The sequence below is a fragment of the Pleurocapsa sp. FMAR1 genome, from assembly GCF_963665995.1.
Classification (GTDB): domain Bacteria; phylum Cyanobacteriota; class Cyanobacteriia; order Cyanobacteriales; family Xenococcaceae; genus Waterburya.
The window spans coordinates 1,532,508-1,553,414 of sequence record NZ_OY762512.1 but is presented as its reverse complement, the minus strand read 5'-3'; the positions used below and the strand labels follow the sequence as shown (position 1 = coordinate 1,553,414).

The 20,907-nt window shown below is 38.7% G+C and carries 18 protein-coding genes; 5 read left to right on the top strand and 13 right to left on the bottom strand.

The window, feature by feature from the left end:
• Positions 1 to 225: 225 nt before the first annotated feature.
• Positions 226 to 522, top strand: coding sequence for a hypothetical protein (locus tag SLP02_RS07495; RefSeq protein ID WP_319420035.1), 297 nt, complete (start codon positions 226 to 228; stop codon positions 520 to 522).
• Positions 523 to 544: 22 nt separating this feature from the next.
• Here the strand turns inward: SLP02_RS07495 and SLP02_RS07490 are convergent, their stop codons facing one another.
• The 11 genes from SLP02_RS07490 to SLP02_RS07440 all read right to left on the bottom strand — a co-directional run bounded on the left by SLP02_RS07490 (position 545) and on the right by SLP02_RS07440 (position 10,478).
• On the bottom strand, positions 545 to 1,528 hold the full coding sequence (locus SLP02_RS07490) for a phosphotransferase family protein (protein ID WP_319420034.1): 984 nt from the start codon (positions 1,526 to 1,528) through the stop codon (positions 545 to 547).
• Between the two features lie 3 nt (positions 1,529 to 1,531).
• The gene (locus tag SLP02_RS07485; protein WP_319420033.1) at positions 1,532 to 1,732 is read right to left on the bottom strand and encodes a hypothetical protein; all 201 of its coding nucleotides are present in this window, start codon (positions 1,730 to 1,732) and stop codon (positions 1,532 to 1,534) included.
• A gap of 22 nt (positions 1,733 to 1,754) precedes the next feature.
• Entirely contained in the window at positions 1,755 to 1,883 is a 129-nt protein-coding gene (locus SLP02_RS07480) for a hypothetical protein (protein WP_319420032.1), read from the bottom strand.
• Between the two features lie 30 nt (positions 1,884 to 1,913).
• Positions 1,914 to 2,621, bottom strand: a complete 708-nt coding sequence (locus SLP02_RS07475) for a hypothetical protein (RefSeq protein ID WP_319420031.1) — start codon at positions 2,619 to 2,621, stop codon at positions 1,914 to 1,916.
• Positions 2,618 to 2,920 carry a hypothetical protein gene (locus SLP02_RS07470; protein WP_319420030.1) on the bottom strand — a complete coding sequence of 101 codons (303 nt, stop codon included), beginning with the start codon at positions 2,918 to 2,920 and terminating at the stop codon, positions 2,618 to 2,620. Before SLP02_RS07470 ends, SLP02_RS07475 begins: the two co-directional genes overlap by 4 nt.
• Entirely contained in the window at positions 2,901 to 3,449 is a 549-nt protein-coding gene (locus SLP02_RS07465) for a hypothetical protein (protein ID WP_319420029.1), read from the bottom strand. The genes SLP02_RS07470 and SLP02_RS07465 overlap by 20 nt, the downstream gene beginning before the upstream one ends.
• 20 nt (positions 3,450 to 3,469) lie before the next feature.
• Positions 3,470 to 3,979, bottom strand: a complete 510-nt coding sequence (locus tag SLP02_RS07460; protein ID WP_319420028.1) for a hypothetical protein — start codon at positions 3,977 to 3,979, stop codon at positions 3,470 to 3,472.
• 260 nt (positions 3,980 to 4,239) lie between these two features.
• Positions 4,240 to 5,940 (bottom strand): ABC1 kinase family protein, encoded by a 1,701-nt coding sequence (locus tag SLP02_RS07455; RefSeq protein WP_319420027.1) that lies wholly within the window; start codon positions 5,938 to 5,940, stop codon positions 4,240 to 4,242.
• A gap of 95 nt (positions 5,941 to 6,035) precedes the next feature.
• Positions 6,036 to 7,994: a sensor histidine kinase gene (locus SLP02_RS07450; RefSeq protein WP_319420026.1), complete on the bottom strand. Its 1,959-nt coding sequence runs from the start codon at positions 7,992 to 7,994 to the stop codon at positions 6,036 to 6,038.
• 252 nt (positions 7,995 to 8,246) lie between these two features.
• Positions 8,247 to 9,248 (bottom strand): thiamine-phosphate kinase, encoded by a 1,002-nt coding sequence (gene thiL, locus SLP02_RS07445; RefSeq protein WP_319420025.1) that lies wholly within the window; start codon positions 9,246 to 9,248, stop codon positions 8,247 to 8,249.
• A 108-nt stretch (positions 9,249 to 9,356) separates the two neighbouring features.
• Positions 9,357 to 10,478, bottom strand: coding sequence for a peptidylprolyl isomerase (locus SLP02_RS07440; protein WP_319420024.1), 1,122 nt, complete (start codon positions 10,476 to 10,478; stop codon positions 9,357 to 9,359).
• A 324-nt stretch (positions 10,479 to 10,802) separates the two neighbouring features.
• Between SLP02_RS07440 and SLP02_RS07435 the strand changes: the two genes are divergently transcribed.
• The 3 genes from SLP02_RS07435 (at position 10,803) to SLP02_RS07425 (ending at position 16,288) form a co-directional block, all read left to right on the top strand.
• Positions 10,803 to 10,979 carry a thioredoxin domain-containing protein gene (locus SLP02_RS07435; protein WP_319420023.1) on the top strand — a complete coding sequence of 59 codons (177 nt, stop codon included), beginning with the start codon at positions 10,803 to 10,805 and terminating at the stop codon, positions 10,977 to 10,979.
• 10 nt (positions 10,980 to 10,989) lie between these two features.
• Positions 10,990 to 11,649 (top strand): hexitol phosphatase HxpB, encoded by a 660-nt coding sequence (gene hxpB, locus SLP02_RS07430; RefSeq protein ID WP_319420022.1) that lies wholly within the window; start codon positions 10,990 to 10,992, stop codon positions 11,647 to 11,649.
• Between the two features lie 301 nt (positions 11,650 to 11,950).
• Complete coding sequence (locus SLP02_RS07425) at positions 11,951 to 16,288, top strand: amino acid adenylation domain-containing protein (protein WP_319420021.1); 4,338 nt, start codon at positions 11,951 to 11,953, stop codon at positions 16,286 to 16,288.
• A gap of 250 nt (positions 16,289 to 16,538) precedes the next feature.
• Here the strand turns inward: SLP02_RS07425 and SLP02_RS07420 are convergent, their stop codons facing one another.
• Positions 16,539 to 16,766 carry a hypothetical protein gene (locus SLP02_RS07420; RefSeq protein WP_319420020.1) on the bottom strand — a complete coding sequence of 76 codons (228 nt, stop codon included), beginning with the start codon at positions 16,764 to 16,766 and terminating at the stop codon, positions 16,539 to 16,541.
• A gap of 318 nt (positions 16,767 to 17,084) precedes the next feature.
• On the opposite strand from SLP02_RS07420, the gene ltrA reads away from it, so the two are divergent.
• Complete coding sequence (gene ltrA, locus SLP02_RS07415; RefSeq protein WP_319420019.1) at positions 17,085 to 18,857, top strand: group II intron reverse transcriptase/maturase; 1,773 nt, start codon at positions 17,085 to 17,087, stop codon at positions 18,855 to 18,857.
• A gap of 97 nt (positions 18,858 to 18,954) precedes the next feature.
• Here ltrA and crtD read toward each other — a convergent pair whose 3' ends face one another.
• Positions 18,955 to 20,484 carry a C-3',4' desaturase CrtD gene (gene crtD / locus SLP02_RS07410; RefSeq protein ID WP_319420018.1) on the bottom strand — a complete coding sequence of 510 codons (1,530 nt, stop codon included), beginning with the start codon at positions 20,482 to 20,484 and terminating at the stop codon, positions 18,955 to 18,957.
• Positions 20,485 to 20,907: the final 423 nt, after the last annotated feature.

The following is a 20,907-nucleotide window of genomic DNA, read 5'->3' as shown; positions in this document are numbered from 1 at the left end:
ACCTGTAAGTTTAATGGAAGCATCTTTGCTTTATACAACGTTTTGGATTTTTTCCTATTTTTCTTAAGCAAAAGTGCTAAGTACATAGCTATTTATGCGCCATTTTATACAATTTCTCAGTAACTTCCCTATTTATTAGCAACCAATGTATTTTATTAATAGCGATCGCAATTGTAAGCTAAATTAGCTTACCGTACAATTAGAAGGAAAACTTCTCGTCATAAAATGAAAGCTGAAGAATATTTAAGTCTCAACCAGGAATCAATTACAGAACAGTGTAAAACTATTGCGGGTAGTGGCTCAAACGCGATTATTACCGTCAAAGACAATAGCGGAGACTACGTTCATAAAGTAAGTACGGTTGAGGAATTTACCGATAAATTACCTGACAACAAATTCTTTAAACAAATGCGAGATGGTATTACTAACGCTGTACTGAATAAAGTAATCCCTATAGTCATTTTTGAAGGACAAAAAGCAAGTATAATCAGTCTTCCAGATTATTTTAAGTCTGAAAAATAAGTCAGATTAGTAATCCCAATGATTAATAATAAATGTTAAATGCTGGGTAAAGTGGCAGTTCAGGGGCATCTGACCAACGCTGGCGCAACAAATCTAAAAGCCGACTAGAAGTATCTCGCAAACCCCGAAGCTGATTAAATTCTTGCGATATGGCAATAAAAGCCTCCAGCCGAGCTATGATGCGCTGACGAATGGTAGAAATTCCAAAATCTAAATCTTTAACTAAAGCAGCTTCAAAATGTCGCGATAATGTGTACAAAAGCCAAAAGCCACAACTATTGACCAAAGCTGTCTCAAAGATCTCATCATCTTCTGCAATTGGACAATATTGAATAAGTATTGACCGATAAGTATCCTCCATTTGCTGAACCATAGTCGGAGGTAAGCGTTTAGAACACCAACAGCTAGGAAACATCATTCTGCCACAAGCAGCATCAATAAAGGCATGACCAAAAGAACCCGTTTCAAAGTCTATTAATCGTAACTCTTTACCTGTATCCAAAACGTTATCTGGACAAGCATCGGTATGAATATATGCTAGAAATTTACCAGGATGAGTCACTGTTTTATTAATAGCTTCTAAGTCACGTAACCAAACGCTTTCAGGATAAATCTTTAGGTTCTCTAACCGAGACTGATGCTGGGGAATATTCACACCTGTTCTGGTAAATTTCATATCGGTTGAGAGAGTCTTGTATAGTTCCTGGAATTGTGCTTCTTTACCAAGGGTATCCGTATTTAGTTGACTCAAACAAGTTGCATATTGAAGTAATGCCCATTCCGCATGAGAGCGATCGCTTCCTAGCAATGGTTCAACTAAACTGTGAAGATGCTGCACATCTTCCAAAACAATCATACCTAAATGGCGATCGCCTCCATAAAATTCAGGACTATGTTTAAACTTGCTGGGTATGGTGTTTAAAAATTGAGAACCCGTCCAATCATTGAATAAACGCCTTGTATCTTTAGAGTCAGCATCATCAGGGTTATAGTTTTCTGTTTCCACCTTTTAAATAATGAAGCTTGAGGGTAAATCGCCAACTGGATTAATAAAGCATCGCAGCAGCAAATTCCGTCTTCCCTTCTCGGTTAGGCATTCAACCTTATTAATGTGAATTTTGTTGTCTAGTGCTGCCGATAGTAATTGTTCAGCCTTAAGGCGAAGAGGTTCAAAGGCTTCTCTTTCCTGGTTTTCATGATATGTCATCATTAGATGTTAAATGCTCAATGATTTACTTTTGCGCCAGGCGATACATTTTCTTCTTCATTGCCATACTCATCATCGATCGCATTAGTAAAATAAACCAAAAAGTAGCAAAACAGAATAAAGCGATCGCCTTAATACCTTGAAAAGTGTTCAAAAAATAGAAGTTAGCATTTATTTCAACTATTTAAGTAAGTTTTAAGTAATTGACTATACTCATTATTTTAGAGTTTTTTATTGCCCACTTAATGAAATAACAAAAGTTTATATTATTATTAACAATAGCTTCTATCATTGAAATTGAAATAGGAATAACATAAACTCCATTGGAATTGAGCAGAAGATTTTGTTTGTTTTGATTGAAATATGCTATTTCATCTAGTGCATCTTTAGTATATTCAGTTGCTATGAAAAAAGCCAAACAAGCTCCTTTGGTTGCACGCCAGCATATACGTTCAATTTCTGGTCTTCCAACAGGATTAGTATAATTTTTACACTCACCAATCATATATTCAACAGTTGGCTTATCTCTAGTCATGCCCCATACGTCATATATAAAATCTCTAACAGTAACGAGTTGCAAATCGAGTTGACCTAAGACAGTTTCCTTTCGAGTTATAGAAATACCATCTAATAAATCTATTCTGTTGAATATTTTTATAATCAACTTCTCTAGAGCATCACCTCTATCTTTTGCAGTTGAAAAATTTTCTGTTGCTAACTCTTCAAGATATGCTTTTTCATCTGCATACTGGTCAGAGTTACTAAATATAGTTGCACAAGTAGTAGGATTATTAATTTCTGCTGACTGAACTTTGCTGATGAACCTATTTAAATCTTCAATGAACTTTTCTTTGTATATAGGATCAATAGCCTCGCGTTTCTTCTTACTCACATTCTGACTGTGGCTAGAGGCTTAAAGTAAAAGTAGACATTGATTAGCTCTTCAGGATATTTTTGATCGCATTCAGAACAAAAAGGAAATTCATTCTCTCTTATGTAGTGAAAATCAGGACAAGAATATCTTTTTTCAATTTTTACTTCACCTAATTCCTCAAGCCGTACTAATCCTTTAAGAATAATTCCATCTGAACACCCGCAGTAAGCTGATACATCAGAGACTTTAACGACACCGCCTCCAATATATTTATCTTCAATGTATTTTCTTATACATTTAATTGCTTGAGTATCCATTATCGCAATTTTGCAGAAGAAGAATTTTTAATAGAACATAAGTTACTACTTCTTCAGGAGCATACTGTTTAAAGTACAATCCTCCATTGTTGGTCACAGTGAAAGAATAAGTATTGTTATTATACAAGAAAGCGATACGGCTTTTTTCTTGTTCTCTCCAAACTTCCGCTACAGCGGCGGCTAGTATGGGGTGAGTCTCTTCTGCAACATTTTGCATTCCTTTTAGAGATATTTTTATTCTCGTAGCTTGATCTCCTGTAACTGGGGCATCAATATCAAGATATGTACCATTAAAAGATTGTTTCAAATTCTCAATTTTAATGAACACTCTTGGTTTTACTATAGGTCTATAGCTTTTTCCTTGTTCGTCACCAATAAAAAGTGATCTTATTGAAGATAATTGCTGATTGGCATTTTCCACTATAGAATTAAAAAAATCTCGAACAACTGAATTTTCTCCTCTGACGCTAACTAAAGAACTATTCGCTCTAAAAACAATTTCAAACTCGCGTGTATCATGAATAGTCAACAATTGATTGCGACTAAAAATTAATTTTTTTCTTTTCTATATGCAACTAGTAAAAAAACTTTATTAGGAAAGGATAAGCAACTATAGTCTTCTTTCTTATTTTCTGATTGGATAGTAGTTTTTAAAGCATCTAATTTATTCAAACATAGATGTTGTTCTGGCAATTCAAAATAAATATGTTTGTAAAAGTTAAAATTATTACCAACATAAGCGTTGTTTGACCAATTAGCTACCCATTTGATAAAAGCTTGTTTATCGTTAATTTCAATTAAATATTCTGATTCCCTGGCACTAAGTACATAGTCCCTAATAAAAACACCTAATTTCTCTTGAAATTCAGAATTGTTTAGCATTATTTTGTAGTGAACAACTATTTCTTCGACTAATTTTGCTTTGTTCTTTGGCTCACTATCTTTATTAACTGCATCTTTATAAAAGTTTTCAAGGTTTTTTTGCGAAACTCTTTTTAATCTAGCTGTTAAAAGATGATCATTGAATTGACTGCATTGAGGAGTATCTGGACTATCCATAAAAAAATCAGTATTGATTGAAGTCGTAAAATGCTAAAGCTGTAGCCTACATGATAGCATCGGAAAACAATCAGCTCCCACAAAAAAGCACTTGTTTCTGTTTATCTCCGAAAATATTCCAAATAAAATATGATGTTAATGTGTAGATTATTACTAGTTTTGTGCCTAGCAAATTATCACTCCACTAATTCTCAATCTAAAATTATTTATTTGCCATCATCAAAAATCAATTGAATTAGCAACTAAAGATTTTAGATTAGTTACTTCTGAGCCATGCGATACATTTTCTCCTTCATTGCCATGCTCATCATCGATCGCATGAGTAAAATAAACCAAAAGGTAGCAAAACAGAATAAAGCGATCGCCATTCCTTTTAAGTGACCGACCAACAATACTGAACCAGATAATAAGCAAAATCCCGAAAAGCAGGTATAAATTAAGCTTTTGATTCCTAACTGAATTTGCTTAAGGGATCGTTCACTTTCTATGCTCTTGACCTTTACCTGTAACTCTCCTAAATCCAGGCGAGATTCTAAGCGCATGATTGATAGTTGAGTACGGTTTGGCTGCCTAAATTTATATTGAATAAAGTCTTTGGTTTGTCTGGCTAAAATACTCAACATACTGCCCTGTTGTTGGGAAAATGCCACCTGTTTTAAAAAGGGTTGGGCTGCTGCCAGTAAATTATATTGAGGATCGAGGGCGCGAGCAATACCATCTAAAGTAGTTAAAGACTTAACAATAAAAGTCATCTGGGGCGGTAACCGAAATGGCTGCTGCTCAAAAATTGAGTAGACTTCTTCGGTTATTTGTTCAAAAGCTCTCACGTCAACGGGCTTATCGCGAAACTCTTCGATCATAAAGGCAATCATCCGTTTAACAGGAGTCATATCCGCTACAGGCTCAATTAAACCCATATAGATTAGAGTTTCTACTACCTCATCCGTATCCTTTTTTAAGACGGCAAAAAAAGTTTTAACCATCTGATCTTTGGCAATGGTTTTTACTTCTGCCATGGTGCCAAAATCATAAAAAATAATATCTCCCCGTTGGCTAACTGCCATGTTGCCAGGGTGAGGATCGGACTGAAAAAAACCGTCTTCTAAAAGCTGTTTTAAATAGCAGGTGATGCCCAGTTGAATTACTTCTTGTGTATCAATTCGATTAGCTTCTAAAGCTAGGCGGTCGTCTATTTTAATGCCAGGTAAATATTCTAAAGTTAAAATTTTAGGAGTAGTATATTGCCAATAAACCTGCGGTACTGCCACTCGATGATAGCCTTGAAAATTGGCTCGAAAGCGATCGGCATTTTTACCTTCGTGAACATAGTCAATTTCCATGTAAAGAAGCTCAAAAAATTCACGATAAACTGCTTCTAAATTAAATTTTCGGGAATTTTTAATTAAACGATTCATCCATCTTACTAAGCGATGCAGAATTTCAAAATCTAAGTTAAATAATTTTGCTAAACCAGGACGCTGCACCTTGACTACTACGTCTTCCCCCGTGTAGAGTCTGGCTTTGTGTACCTGTCCCAAACTAGCAGCAGCTAGGGGAGTAGGGTTAAACTCGGCAAACAATACAGAAACTGATTTGCCTAATTCCTGTTCAATTACAGCGATCGCCAAATCAGAACTAAAGGGTGGTACTCGATCCTGTAGTTGGCTAAATTCCTGAATATATTCAATGGGAATTAGATCTGCACGAGTTGATAAAGCCTGCCCAATTTTGATAAAGGTTGGTCCTAATTCCAGAATATTTTTGACTAACCACTGTGCCAAACGATATCTACGCCCAGAAGAATTATTGCCCGTTACTTTGTTCCACCACAGAGAAAATAAAAGTTTAGTAGCGATGCCGAAAATTTTGATCTGGCGAAAAAATGGTGAATAAGGATAAGTTCCTAAAGACAAGCGGGATAGTTTTGGATTGGTGAGCTTTTTACTTCTGTGCCATTTCATAGGAATTTCTGACAATCGACCGATTTAGAGTTGAGATATAATTAAAGGCGATCGACTATAGTTATTCTTTAAATCTTAAATAATCTCTTACTAACCTAGCTAATAGATGGTTGAAATTGAGGTAATTTAAGCACAAAGGTAGTCAGAAATGAGCTTTCGCGATCGCATTTTGTCGGCTCATTGGTAACTTCAATCGTACCGTTTAGATGTTCAACTAAATACTGTACCAGAGTAAGCCCTAAGCCTGTTCCAGGCACTGCACGGTCAGTTACCCCTTTACCCCGTCTAAATTTATCAAAGATATAGGGCAATTCTTCAGGGGTAATTTCCGCACCACTATTGGCGACAGAAATTACTATGTCTTTGCCTTTGAGGGTAGTTTGGCTTTGTGCCAACAATTCTACCACCGTATTTTCATCACTGTATTTGGCTGCATTTAACAATAGTTCGCTTAAAATATGCTCTAGGCTTTCAACATCAGTATTAATTTTAAGATCGGGTTTAGATACATTTATCTTCAGTTCAAGACCCTTTTCCATTTGCCACTTGGTATTAAAAGACTGAGCCAAATTAGCAATCGCTTGGGTTAAATTAAGCTCTTGAGGGCTATAGGTTAGTTTGCCTGACTCTACCTGCTGTAAAGTCAGCAAATCTTTAATTAAGCTATATTCTCGATCCCATTCTTGCTCTAAGATATTAAGATATTTTTCGTGCATTTCAGGAGATAATTCCGTGTGGCGCAGCATCTTAATTGCTATTTTCATGCTGGTTAAAGGCGTTTTTAGCTCATGACTCATGCTGTTCATAAAGTCATCTTTTAACTGATTTAACTTTTGTAGCTGATCGATGTGCTGGCGCATTTTTGCTGATAGTTTTGCCTGAACATCTGAACTCCATTTAAGTTTAGCGGTACGTTCTTCAACAATGGACTGTACCTGATTTAAAGTTTGATGATGAACTAGAGCCGTACTAAGCTGTACACACACCCAATCAATTAAATCTAATTGATCTTCCAACCAATGATGTTTTTCGTTATATTGCAGTACCAAAAAACCAAGAACTCCTGCTGAGTCTGTACCGCTACTTTTTTTACCCATTAAAGGCATCATCAATAAAGCAGAACCATCGGTGGCAAAAGAATCAATAGCTGATTCTGGGGCTAAATCAGGAAAAGGAGTATCTGCTGGAAAACACAAATATTTTGGAGCATTACGCCAAGCTTTTTGGCATAAGTCCGAATCACTTAGACTAAAAAATGGTTCATCTTCAGAGGATTTGCCTCGATCTGAGTCACTCCAGTGAGAAGTAATTCTGACTGTTCCTTTGACTGAATTATGTTGTCGATTTTTGGCTTTTAAAGGATTTTGATACTTCAACATCAAAATTATGCCTCGATCTGCCTCCAAAGTGGTGCATAGTTCTGCTAAACAGGTATTAAATAGTGATTGAAGATGGGAACTTTGGCTAATTTCTCTGCTGATCTTTTTGAATAAGGATTGATATTGAGCTTTAGTGTGAACCTGTTGCTGAAGCTGTATTTGAGAAATTGCGATCGCCATTGAGTCGGAAATTTCTGGCAATAGTTTCTGCTCTGAGCTACTCCATTTACAAGAGTCTGGCTTAAAAAGTAAAACTAAACCGTTAACCTTTTGTTGATATCGAGTGATTATACCTAGCCAAGATTTTCCAGGCAGAACTTCTTTGACTAAATGATCGATCGTTTTAAATAGATGGGAATCTTTTTGGATTAGCACTTGGGATGGAGTAAAATCACTCTGAGCCAGAGACAAACTAGATAGTAGCTGAGTAATTTTTTGAGTTGTCAACAAAAGATGATCTTTTTGCCAATAACCTACTTGGTTAGTGCTGCCATAAGCATCAATAGAGACTACAATACAGGTTTCGACAAGCAGCAAATTAGCAAATTTACCAGCCAAATTTGACAGAATATTCGGACTATTTAAGCTTGCTTGAATAAATTGGAAAATATTACTGACAATATGATCGATCCCTGATGCTTGCTGCATAGTTTTAGGCAAATCTCGCTGCTCCATAATCAGGTGTGATACACAGGATAATAATTTTTATGATTGTCGATTGGGTTGACTATCCTATCTTAGATCTCACTTAATTTATCCTCTGAATAGAGATGAGAATTAATAATACAGCCCATGACTTTCCTTCACAAAATTAACATTCCCATTTCGAGGAAATTTATACCAGGGTAACTATTTTTCTTAAAATATGTTGTGCTTTTCTTGTCTGAAAAATATAGCCAACACTTTAGTACATTAGAACTACTATATCTAAAAATGTTGAAATCCTTGAGCTTCATTTAAAGTTAATTGAAAACTATGGCTTTTGCCGTTAATTATTTTAATTTCGCACCCTTGAGTAATTTCACCAATGATTGCTGCATCAAAACTAAGATTTTCTACCAAGCTAAGAGCAAAATTCAAAGGAAGAGATAAAACCAATTCAAAATCTTCTCCGCCATAAAGCAGCCATTCTCCAGCTTTTGCTAATCCTGCCAACTTAGTTAATCCTGAAAAAATGTGCAGATTTTCCCCGTTAATGGTCGCTCCAACACCACTATAGCTACAAATTTGCTTAATCGCATCTGCTAGCCCATCGCTGCTGTCCATACCTGAGATCGCAATATTTTCAGGAATTTGGGCTAAATACGGCAAAACATCTAGTCTTGGCTTTGGTCTTTGATGAGCCTCAATTAATCTTTCTCGCTCTTGAAATTCGAGATTTTTACTTTTACTTGAATCGAGCAGTATTTCTAGTCCGCCTCTGGAAAGTCCGTGCAAACCAGTAATTACAATAACGTCTCCTGGCTTGGCGTTAGAACGACGAATTATCCTAGTAGGAAGAACTTCACCAAAAGCAGTAATGGCAATACTAGTCACGGCAGAACGACAAATATCTCCCCCCACTATAGAAGTTCCATAAACTTCTAAACAAGCCTTCATTCCCTGATAGAGCTTTTCCACCCAATCTACAGCTTTCTCGCCTGGTAAAGACAAGCCAACGGTAATTCCCAGAGGATTTGCTCCCATAGCTGCCAAATCCGACAAATTAGCAGCAGCAGCACGCCAACCCACATCAAAAGCGGTGGTAGTGCGATCGCTAAAATGAACCCCATCTACTAAAACATCCGTAGTCACCACCAAAGATTTACCAGGAGTAATCCCTAAAACTGCCCCATCATCGCCGATGATCTCCCTGGGACAATAACTCTGAAGCTTTTTTAATAAACCATGCTCACCTAAATCTTTAACTAGTAGCGGTTCATCAATCATTTTCCTTGATTGTTGATTATTAAATGTTGTTTAGTTTTGTTGGGTTTCGCTTTCGCTCCACCCAAGTACGGGCGAACGGCCGTTCGCCCCTAACTAAAATATTAATCACTAAACTGGTTCTTTCAAGTTATCAATACCATCAATAACCTTGGCAGAAATAATTTTATCTCCTTCGGTTAGTTCTTCTAGGACTTCTTTACCTTCTACCAAATAACCAAAGACAGAATAACGTCCATCCATCAGGTTGTAACCAGGAGGAGTAATTTCAGTATCAAACTTAAAGAAGAAAAACTGTGAAGAGCCACCGTTAGGGTCATTAGCAGGACGAGCCAAAGCGATCGCGCCATAAGCATTAAAAGGAATTGCTGGCTGATCTAAATAACGTCCTAACTCTTCTAAAGTATCCCCGTAAACAGGTAATTCATCTCCCTTTACCAATACCTCCATCGGAATAGCGCGGTACTCATTTGTTTTGGGATCGATAAAACCATCAGCATCTCCAGGTGGATCGCCTGCCTGGAGGATATAGAAATCTTCGGCGCGGTTAAAGTCTAAACCATCATAAAATCCACGCTCGACCAAATCGATGAAGTTTCCACCGTTTACAGGCGCACTATAGCCATCAACTACAACTTTCAAATTACCTTTGTTAGTTTCCATCTCTACAGTGGCACGACCCAAAAGCTGTGGCAGGTTAGCATATTCTTCTGGGACTTCAAAAGGATAGCCTACTACCATCGACTGCTCTAAATCAGTAACAAGGTCGAGTAACTCCCTTCTTTTAAGGTAAGTTCCTTCACGATCTTTGGCTGCCACAATTTCTTTTAATTCTTCTGTTCCACTAGCCAACTGCTCGATCACAGATTTCGCTTGGGGTTGGCGTTCTTCAGGAATAGTTGCCAAAAGCTTGTCGCGACGAGCCGATAATACACGGCTAGCATCTTTAAGATCCCGACTAATATTACTCCAACGCTTAGCTCGTAGTTGATTAGAAATATCTTCCAAACTTTTTTGCAGTTTGCGTACAGAATCATTTTCTATCGGTAAGGAATAGCGAAGAATAGCTTGAGGATCGGTTACTGCATCTCCCTGAGCCAAAATAGCCGATGCTTCAGGTTGCCAGCCCATTAAGCTAGCACCAAAAACAGTGAAAGTTAGGACGCTGCTCAAAACTAACTTAGTTGACCAAGACTGAAACCATTTAAAAAGTATATTTTTTTTAGTGTTCATAAATTTTAGTTTGATTGAGGCGCGAATATAAAACGAACCAGATTTACTAAGGTGTATGTTCTATCTACGCGCTTAGTTGTTCAACTAATTCACGATACAACTTTCTTGTTGCTTTGAATAGTATGCCTAGGATGGCTTTTTTACCCTTAACTATCTTCCTCAAGGAATGATATTTTAAATTTAAAGCCAGACCTAACTTATTTTCTAGCCTGGGTTTTTGGGGCAAATTTGACAAACCATCTATATATTAAGTAGTTGGACGAAATTGAAGTTAATAGTCAAAGCAATGATTAGTAACGTATCTTATTTTGAGCAAAGTATGAAATGCCGATAGCAATCAACAATACAAGCAATGTCAATCAAAGTCAGTGGATTGATGCTTTTTCACAGAATGCTATGCTGCTTAAGCGACCATTGTTTGTTAAAGATAATCAGGCGGTATTAGTTGGCGCTCAAGCTTCTGAAGCCGAAATAAAAGAAAAGTTAAATATTAATCAATAACTAAAACTACATGGTGATTAAAGCTGTAATTTTCGATATGGATGGGTTGCTGATCGATTCCGAGCCTCTCTGGCAAGAGGCAGAAATACTTATTTTTAAACAGGTTAATATTCTTCTCACTTCTGAGCTATGTCTGCAAACAAAAGGCTTAAGAATCGATGAAGTTGTGGATTATTGGTATCAAAGGCATCCTTGGACAAATCTGGCTAAACAGAAAGTTGAGGAGTTGATTATCGCTAAAGTAATTGAGTTGATTCATCTTCGAGGCGAACCTTTACCAGGAGTAGATCGAGCCATATCTTTTGTTCAGCAAAAACAAGTCAAAATTGCTCTGGCTTCTTCTTCTGCATCTAAGATTATTCAGGCTGTATTACAAAAGCTGGAATTGACAAATGTATTTGCTGAAGTTTATTCGGCAGAATCGGAAGTTTTAGGCAAACCCCATCCAGGAGTATATTTGACTACCGCTAACAAACTAAACGTCTCTCCTTCAGAATGTTTGGCTTTAGAAGATTCTCTCAATGGAGTGCTAGCTGCCAAGGCTGCTCAAATGAAGTGTATTGCTATTCCTGAACCATTAGAATATGATAATCCTAAATTTGCGATCGCCGATACCATCTTAAAATCTCTCGCAGAATTTAACGACGATATTTGGCATAGTCTCAGTTAACCCACTTTCAACTCCTGCAATACCTTATTACCCAGCGCTCCTTTTTGTCATTTAGGCTAAGGCGATCGCCATTTTGATCTTGAGCAATAAAATCAGGTGCTGCTTGTCCAACTTGGGGAATATCGCTCATGGGATGAAATTACAAATATTTTAAGAACACTGTGTAGATATTAATATTTTCTAGCAACTCAATTTAGAGGGTTTGTCAGTAAAGATACGCTAAAAGGCAGAGCGAAATACACTTAAGAGGATATTATTATATTAAAGAAAATATGTTTTAGATTTTATTTAAGTACATAAGTTGGATACTTCACAGTCTAAAAATAATCAAGAAGTTCTCCCCAAAAACTATTCATTTGATTGTTATTTAATCGGAGAAGGAAGTCTATTAATAAAGTGTGCCGAACTGCTGCTGCAACAAAAGTATCGAATCAAAGGTATTGTATCTCCAGATTTAATCGTTAAACGGTGGGCAGATACTAACAAAATTATTAACTTAAAAGATCAGCAACAGTTACTTAAACTGTTAAAAGCAGATCAGTGTGATTATCTTTTTAGCATTGTTAATCACGCTATTTTGCTTCCTGAAACTATTGCTCAAGTTAGTCAAGCAATTAATTACCACGACGCTTTACTACCAAGCTATGCTGGAGTAAACGCAACAGCTTGGGCAATTATCAATGGCGAAGTGCGACACGGTATTACCTGGCACGAGATTACAGCAGAAATTGATACAGGTAATATACTCAAGCAGGTCAAAATAGACTTAGAAGCTTCAGAAACTACTTTAACCCTAAATACTAAATGCTATCAGGCAGCGATCGCCGCTTTTAGCGAATTAATCAAAGAACTTGCTAGCGATCGAGTAAATTCAACTTTCCAAGATTTACAGCAGCGAAGCTACTACCCTCGTCATCAAAAACCTCAAGCATTAGGCATTATTGATTTTAATCAGCCAGCAGCAGTGATTGATAATCTAGTGCGGGGATTGAGCTTTGGGAATTATACAAATTCTTTAACCACAGCCAAACTAATATTAAACTCCAGTGATAATTTAGACTACGTAATTATTAATCGGGTAGCCAAACTTACAGCTAAATCTCAATACACACCAGGCACAATTGTCAGAATTGAAAGCGATCGATTAATTGTGACCACGGCTAGTCAAGACATTGCGCTACAGGATGTTACCACTAAGCAGGGGAAAGCAAGCTCAATTGAAAAATTGGTTACAGATTATCAGCTTGAGTATAAACAACAGTTGCCTCAGATTGATTCAGAATTAAGCTCTAAAATAACCACCTTAGCAACGAAACTATCACCAGCAGAAGGCTATTGGCGCAAGCAGTTAATCAAGTGGGAACCTCTAACCCTGCCTAGAATCAAAAAATTAGCAACCTTTGTTGCTGCCAATAGTTATCGACGGGTTAAATTACCTTTAAGCAATATAGTTATTGATTTCATTCAGCAGACCTATGGGATGACAAACGCTTCAGATGTGGTCATGGCTATCTTCGCCATTTACATCGCTCGTTTAAGCGTCAACCAACAAATCACTTTGGGATTTGAAGGATTTACTGAAAATGGCGCGATCGCTCCTTGGTTTGCTACTTGTGTACCTGCAAATTTAAGAATTTCCTCTGAAGATAATTTAGCCACAGCGATCGCCACAGTTACTAAAAGGCGAAAACTCAATCAAAAATATCAAAGCTATGCCACGGATTTAATCGCTAGATCTCCGCAATTAGCCAACAAACTAGATGATTTTACGGTAAGTGTGGGGCAAAACGTAGAGCATCCTTCTGGTCATTTAACGTTAAGTATCGAATCAGCAGAATACTATTGGTTGTATAACGTTAATGTCTTCTCTGAGGAATTAATTGCCACTATGTTAGAGCAATGGCAAACTCTAACAGCAGGAATTGTCAGCCAAAATCCCAACTACCCCATCGCCCACCTGCCTTTAATCTCTGACTCAGAAAAAAAACGGCTGTTGGCTTGGAATCAAACTACCACGAACTATCGAGCGGATTTATGTCTGCATCAATTATTTGAAGCTAGAGTAATAGAAGATAGTGAGGCGATCGCCGTTGTCTATCAAGGTCAGTCTTTGACTAGAGGTGAATTAAATCGGCAAGCCAACAAGCTGGCGAATCATCTACAGCAGCTAGGAGTGCAGCCAGAAAGTTTAGTTGGTATTTGTTTAGAACGCTCTTTAGAAATGGCGATCGCCTTATTTGCTATTCTCAAAGCAGGAGGAGCATACTTACCGATCGACCCCAATTATCCTCCCGCTAGACTTAGCTATATCCTTGAAGATGCTAGTTTAAATATACTGCTAACTCAAACAAAGCAGCTTGAGCGATTACCCAAAACTGCTACTCAAATTATCTGTCTCGATCGAGATGGGGAACTACCTAATTTACAGAATACAAATCCCCTAAGCCAAGTAAACAGCCATAACCTAGCTTATGTAATCTATACTTCTGGTTCAACGGGAAATCCGAAAGGGGTAGCCATAGAACACCATAGTGCGGTCAACACCTTATGGGATATCGAGCAGCGTTTTGCGGTGCAGCCTCAAGACCGTGTATTGGCTGTTTCTTCCTTGAGCTTCGATCTATCGGTTTATGATATCTTCGGCAGTTTGGGTTCTGGGGGAACAGCGATTTTGCCCCCTAGTACCACTCGCCCTAATCCCGAACAATGGCTGGAATTGATAGCCCAAGAACAAGTCACTATCTGGAACTCAGCCCCCGCTCTTTTAGAGTTGCTAGTTAATTATATCGTTGGCTTTGAGCGACAATTACCATCATCACTACGTTTAGTTATGCTCAGTGGCGATCGCCTTAATCCTAATTTGGTAATTCAACTGCAAAACTTAAACCCGCAGCTACAGATTGTTAGTTTAGGAGGAGCAACTGAAGCCTCAATTTGGTCTATTTGTTATCCTATCGCCTCAAAATGGACTGCTGACAAAGCTATTCCCTATGGTCGTCCTCTCCATAATCAATCCTTCTATATTTTAGACTCTCAACAACAGTTAGCACCCATCGGTGTTACGGGGGAACTTTACATAGGCGGAGTTGGTGTAGCTAGAGGCTATCTTCATCGTCCAGAATTAACCACCGCCAGATTTATTGTCGATCCTTTTAGTAGCGACCCTACCGCCCGTCTTTACAAAACAGGAGATTTAGGACGCTATCTTGAAGACGGTAATATAGAATTTTTAGGTCGTATTGACAACCAGGTCAAAATTCGTGGTATCAGAATTGAACTAGGAGAAATTGAAACCGCCCTATTGCAATGTCCAGAAATTCAAGAAACGTTAGTTAGCGTTAACGATCCTAATGCAGAGCAAAAAAGTTTGGTCGCTTACTCGATTTTAAAACCCAACTCGGCCCTGACTAGCCAACAATTGCGGAGCTTTCTGGCAACTCAATTGCCTGAGTATGCAATTCCTGCTGATTTTATCTTTACAGATGCTTTTCCTTTAACTCCCAACGGCAAGGTAGACCTTAAGGCGTTACTAACTACTCCGACCAAAAGAGCATCGATAATGAGCAAGTCTTTGCCACTACAAAGCCCTTTAGAATTTAAATTAAGCCAGATTTGGTCAGAGGTTTTAAATGTTCAACCAATTGCCAGAGATGATGATTTTTTCTCCCTTGGCGGTAATTCCCTGTTGGCGTTGCGTTTATTTGAACGAATCCATAAATCTTTTGGGGCTAATTTACCTTTAGCAACTTTATTTGAAGCACCAACCATCTCTCAACTAGCCAGCATTATTCTCGATCGAGGCTGGTCAGCATCACGCCGTTCTTCACTGGTTAATATTCAACCTCATGGTACGAAGCCTCCTTTGTTCTGTATCCACCCTGTTGGCGGTAATGTGCTAACTTATTATTCTTTAGCCAAAGCTTTAGGAAACGAGCAGCCATTTTATGGTTTACAATCACGAGGCTGGGACGGCAGAGAACCATTATTAATTTGCTTAGAAGAAATGGCTGCCGACTATCTTCAAGAAATTAGATTGGTTCAGCCACAAGGGCCATATTATTTAGGCGGACATTCCTTTGGCGGTTTTGTAGCTTACGAAATAGCTTGTCAACTTGAGCAGCAAGGAGAAAGTATTGCACTTTTAGCTTTATTTGATTGTTTAGGACCCAAAATTACTGATAAAAATGCCTTGCAGAAAACATACATTCATTTTAGCAATTTTACCCAGCTATCAACATTTCAAGCATTAGATTATGTTAAATCAAAAATCAAATATCGACTAAAAGCAAAAGTTCTCCGCTCGACTCAACAAAGATACTTTAAATTTGTTGAATTGTTTTTATCTCCTCAACAAAAGCTTGCGTTTAAAATTAACAACCTAAATTATCAAATACTTAGGAAATACACTCCTCAAACTTATGGAGGTAAATTAACTTTATTTCGTGCCAAAATTAGAGATGCAAAGGCTTATTTTGATGCTGATGGTGGCTGGAAAGGTATGGCTTTAGGAGGTGTTGACACCTATGAAATTCCAGGCGATCACGCTAGTATTTTGTCTCAAGCAGACTTAGCTCAAATAATTGCAGAGCGAATTGACAATATTATATCTACAGCTAGAAAAACTAGAGTTGAAAATTGATATTGGCGATCGCATTTTTATTAAGAGTAGTTGACACGAACCCTATATTTAAGTGCGACTCGTTTAGTTGAAACAAGGAGTAAAAACCCTTGGTATGACTAGCTTGGATAAGACTCAATCATGAGTATCTGAACCATGACAACTGAATATTTCGTGTAGGTGAGAGAGCCTGTAATAAGGTGCTAAATATTAACAAAAGCTCAAATCATCAAGTCCTACTCTCTCGGTGTTGGGAGTAAAAGCATAACCCCTACGGTAGCGACTGGTCATCAATCCGTAAAGCGGGGTTAAATGTAGCTCTAACTGGTAGTCTGAACTGGTTCTCTGCTAGCAAGAAGTCTATGGATAAGATTAATTCTGAAGTAAAAGGAATAATCTTCCCGTCATAACCATCGTTAAGGGTAAACAGCCAAATCAGGTCTGACAGGCACGCGACGCGGTAGCGTCGCCAGTCGTCGTTAGACGACGATCTGGGCATTCGCCCTGTGCCAAAAGGCATCAGCGCATCTGGTTAATTGTCAGTGTGAATATGACAATCACAACACTAACCGCGCTCGGTGGACAGACACATCCTAAAGATTCATACCAACGAAATATTCGGAACGAGGAAATCCCTCTATAGCTCTCAGGCTATTGGTCGAAATACCTGAGTAATCAACCAAGACGTAAACTCTCCGATATCAGGAGGCTATAGAGGGCGAAGGATTGAGGAAAAAGCTAAGGCTTATTTGTAATGAATAAGATATGCCCACGTCCTCACTGTTTTCAGTCAAGTAGTGATTAAGTAGCAATAGATATGTCTAAAACAGATTCAAATCAGAATACTGTGGAATGGAAACAGCTTGATTGGCGTAAAATCCAGAAGGCTGTTTGGAAGTTGCAAAAGAGAATCTACCGAGCCTACATCAATGGTGATGTCAAACAAGGAAGAAGGCTACAAAAAACCCTCATCAAATCCTATTACAACCGACTTTTATCCGTAAGACTGGTCACACAGGATAATTCAGGAAAGAAAACTGCGGGAGTGGATCAGGTGAAATCCTTGACCCCAAAGCAGCGATTTCAACTCGCAAACGGTTTAAAACTAGAGGATAAATCCCAACCCATTAGAAGAGTTTGGATTCCCAAGCCTGGAAGAAACGAAAAGCGACCTCTAGGTATTCCTGTGATGCGCGACAGAGCAACACAAGCTTTAGTTAAAGCTGCTCTAGAACCAGAATGGGAGTCAAGATTTGAAAATAATTCTTATGGCTTTCGACCTGGAAGAAGCGCACATGACGCTGTGGAAGCCATCTTCAACCAGATTAGATATAAATCAAAATTTGTGTTGGATGCAGATATAGCGAAATGTTTTGACCGAATTAACCACCATCACCTCCTAGCCAAGCTCAATACATTTCCTACCATTAGGAGACAAATCCGAGCCTGGTTGAGAGCCGACATTTGTGACTTTGAGAAGAATCAAAAGACTCCAAACCGTCAGGGAACGCCACAGGGAGGCGTAATTTCCCCGCTTTTAAGCAATATAGCCCTACACGGAATGGAAAATAGGATTAAACAAATTAAGGGTGCATCTTTAATCAGATATGCTGACGATTTCGTAATCTTTTATAAAAATTTGGATACTCTCAAGGTTTGTCAAAATGTCATAAGTGAATGGTTATCCCACTACGACCTTGAATTAAAATTTAGCAAAACCAAAGTTGTTCACACTCAACTTGAACTGGATAAACATCAACCAGGATTCGATTTTCTGGGATTCAATATACGCCAATATAAAGTTGGCAAATACCAGTCAGGGAAGAACGGACAGGGTAAATTATTGGGGTTCAAAACAATTATAAGACCATCATCCGATAGTGTTAGGAGGCACTATGAAAAACTTTCCCTTAAAATCGGAAGGTTAAAAGCTGCACCCCAAGAAAAAATCATCAGTGAGTTGAATCCGATTATTAGAGGATGGTGTAACTATTACAGAACAGTGTGTAGTCAAGAAACTTACTCAAAAGTTGGTCATTTAACTCACAAAAGGCTACGTAGATGGGCGGATAGAAGACATCCCAACAAAAGTAAATACTGGGTGGGAGATAAATACTGGGTAACTATAGGAGAAGATAATTGGGTTTTTGGTAAGGAATATAAGGATGATTTTATTACCTTAGAAAGACATACTAAAACAGCAATTGTACGCCATGTCAAAGTTAGAGGAAATAAAACCCCCTATGACGGAGACACCATTTACTGGGCAAAAAGAAAGGGTTCGCATCCTGAATTGAAGCCTTCAACAGCTAAATTGTTGAAAAAACAAATGGGTTTATGTAATTGGTGTAATCTTAACTTCCTTGATGGAGATTTGATAGAAACTGACCATATCATCCCCAAAAAGGCGGGTGGTAGCAATAGTAGAGATAATCTCCAGCTACTACACAAACATTGCCATGATGCCAAAACGTACAGTGACCAATTGGTTATAAAGCTCCATCAAGCGAAAAAGTCAGGAGAGAAGACTCAAAAATGGTTCAATAACTTGGACTGGCTATGGGTCAACGATATTCCTACCTTACTGTAATTGGGTACTCACGTATGAGTCTGAAAAGAGAGGAGCGCAGTGAGGTTAAAGTCTCATGCTGCGTTCATTTGACGAGTCGGGTTGGTGACAACCTGGCTTAGTCTAACATAAAGCCTGCTGCTATTTGTCTAACTACGGTCAAGGCAGAATAGCTGACTCCTGCCGTCCCCTCCCCTGGATGGGTTGAATCTCCTACTAACCAAAGATGTTTGATGGGAGTACGGTTGGCAAAGCCAAATGGACCAAAATTAGCCAAACGCTGTCCCAATCCGCCAACAGTACCTTTTTCTCTGGCGGTATAGTGAGCAAAAGTTCTGGGGGTTGCTGCTTCGGTGTGAATAATATTTTCAGGGGTGAGTTGAAAATATCCTCCGAGGCGAGCGATCGCTTCTTCTGTATAATGTTGTTTGATGCGTGCATAGTCTTTCTCCTCTCCTTGCCACCATAAATCAGCATCAGTAAATGAGGAGGCAATGATGGTTGCTTGTCCATCAGGTGCGCGTCCATCTCCAGGCTTGCTTACGGAAACAAAAAGGGAGTTATTTTCGCCAATTACTTCATCTTGGTTGTAAAGAAACTGTAGATGAGGAGAACAGTTTGGGGGAATTGCTTTTCGCTCAACTCCTAAATAAACTACGAATGCCCCTGATGGCTGAGGGAGTTTCTCCAGCCGTCGTTGGTAATTGCTCAAGGATTTATCTGAAGTTAGCTTAACTAAATTCTGGGCGGTAACGTTTGCCACCACCTCATCTGCCTCTTCAATCCAGGTTTCACCAGTCTTTTGATTGCGGACAGTTATTCCCGTCACTTTACCCGAAGTAGTATGGATTTGTTCGACGCTATGGCGCATCAATAACCTTCCTTGATATTTTTCTAAACCTGCCACCAGGCGATCGCTTAGTACCTGCATACTGCCCTGAAGATGGAACAGTCCTTGAGGTGCTTGGGAAACCGCTAAGGCTGTAGCTGCATATAATAAAGCGGTTTCATCTGTATCTACCTGAGAATAAAGTTTTAGCTGGAGATCGAGAAAAGTCTTTAGCCGTTTGTCACCATATAAGCCGTATAGCTTGAGGGCATCAGCCACCGTCATCAGAGCAAAGGGTACGGTAATTAAAGTATCTGGTCTAACTGCCGAGACTAACTGCCATAAATCCCAAATATTGCGGGGAGGTAACACGGGATCTCTGCCTTGAAATCGCCAGCTAGCCTTGAATAGTTTATTTAATAGCTGCCAAAATGGTTCACTACCAGGAAACTGTCTTTGTCTTTCTGCTTGCCATTTAGCAGCGTCTCGCCAAACATTGATTGGTTCGGTTTCTCCTGGTAAAAATACAGCACAGGCAGGATCGCAGTAAGTAGTTTTAGGTAGCTCAATGCCCAACTCTTGAAAAATGCGGTGGTGTATGCCTCCAGGCTCTAACCCTGCCACCTGAGTTGCCCCCACGTCAAAAGTAAAGCCACGACGCTTGAAAGTAGAAGCACATCCACCTGGAACGATCGCTTGGTCATAAATAGTTACCTGATGACCATCCTTGGCTAATAATGCCCCTGTGGTCAAACCACCAATACCTGCACCCACAACTACCACACGGGATTTTTGCTTATTTTTTAAAGCGATCGCCATAAAATCAATTTAATTTATATTTCCTTTTAATTTTATCGCTCGTTCTCCGTTGAACCTTCGGTTAGTTATTAGTTATTAGTTATTAGTTATTAGTTATTAGTTTCGCAACTACTACGTAAAAGAGCCATTGTTGAATCTGTCATTGAACAGCTAAAACATTCTTTGTCAGATATAACACTCGCGTCATCATTCACCTGCTAATTTTGGGCGAGAGGGACGCTGCGGTTTCGCGACTTTTGACCAACGGTCAGACAAGCCCCGCCGTAAAACGACGGGGCTTGCCTGACCAATCGAGCCGTTGTAGTTAATTTATTAGCTGGTTTGGTCGCCTATTGAGAGGGCGCGTTCCCAAGTGCGGGTTTCCCGCACTTGGGAACGCGCCCGAACCCGAAGAACCATGATAATAAAAAGCTATCAATAGCA

What these genes read in the sequence shown, in the direction of transcription:
- thiL (WP_319420025.1), bottom strand. Translation starts at nt 9,248, where the DNA reads ATGATTGATGAACCGCTACTAGTTAAAGATTTAGGTGAGCATGGTTTA.
- SLP02_RS07460 (WP_319420028.1), bottom strand. Translation starts at nt 3,979, where the DNA reads ATGGATAGTCCAGATACTCCTCAATGCAGTCAATTCAATGATCATCTT.
- SLP02_RS07470 (WP_319420030.1), bottom strand. Translation starts at nt 2,920, where the DNA reads ATGGATACTCAAGCAATTAAATGTATAAGAAAATACATTGAAGATAAA.
- SLP02_RS07495 (WP_319420035.1), top strand. Translation starts at nt 226, where the DNA reads ATGAAAGCTGAAGAATATTTAAGTCTCAACCAGGAATCAATTACAGAA.
- ltrA (WP_319420019.1), top strand. Translation starts at nt 17,085, where the DNA reads ATGTCTAAAACAGATTCAAATCAGAATACTGTGGAATGGAAACAGCTT.
- SLP02_RS07420 (WP_319420020.1), bottom strand. Translation starts at nt 16,766, where the DNA reads ATGCCCAGATCGTCGTCTAACGACGACTGGCGACGCTACCGCGTCGCG.
- hxpB (WP_319420022.1), top strand. Translation starts at nt 10,990, where the DNA reads ATGGTGATTAAAGCTGTAATTTTCGATATGGATGGGTTGCTGATCGAT.
- SLP02_RS07485 (WP_319420033.1), bottom strand. Translation starts at nt 1,732, where the DNA reads ATGATGACATATCATGAAAACCAGGAAAGAGAAGCCTTTGAACCTCTT.
- SLP02_RS07435 (WP_319420023.1), top strand. Translation starts at nt 10,803, where the DNA reads ATGCCGATAGCAATCAACAATACAAGCAATGTCAATCAAAGTCAGTGG.
- SLP02_RS07455 (WP_319420027.1), bottom strand. Translation starts at nt 5,940, where the DNA reads ATGAAATGGCACAGAAGTAAAAAGCTCACCAATCCAAAACTATCCCGC.
- crtD (WP_319420018.1), bottom strand. Translation starts at nt 20,484, where the DNA reads ATGGCGATCGCTTTAAAAAATAAGCAAAAATCCCGTGTGGTAGTTGTG.
- SLP02_RS07450 (WP_319420026.1), bottom strand. Translation starts at nt 7,994, where the DNA reads ATGGAGCAGCGAGATTTGCCTAAAACTATGCAGCAAGCATCAGGGATC.
- SLP02_RS07440 (WP_319420024.1), bottom strand. Translation starts at nt 10,478, where the DNA reads ATGAACACTAAAAAAAATATACTTTTTAAATGGTTTCAGTCTTGGTCA.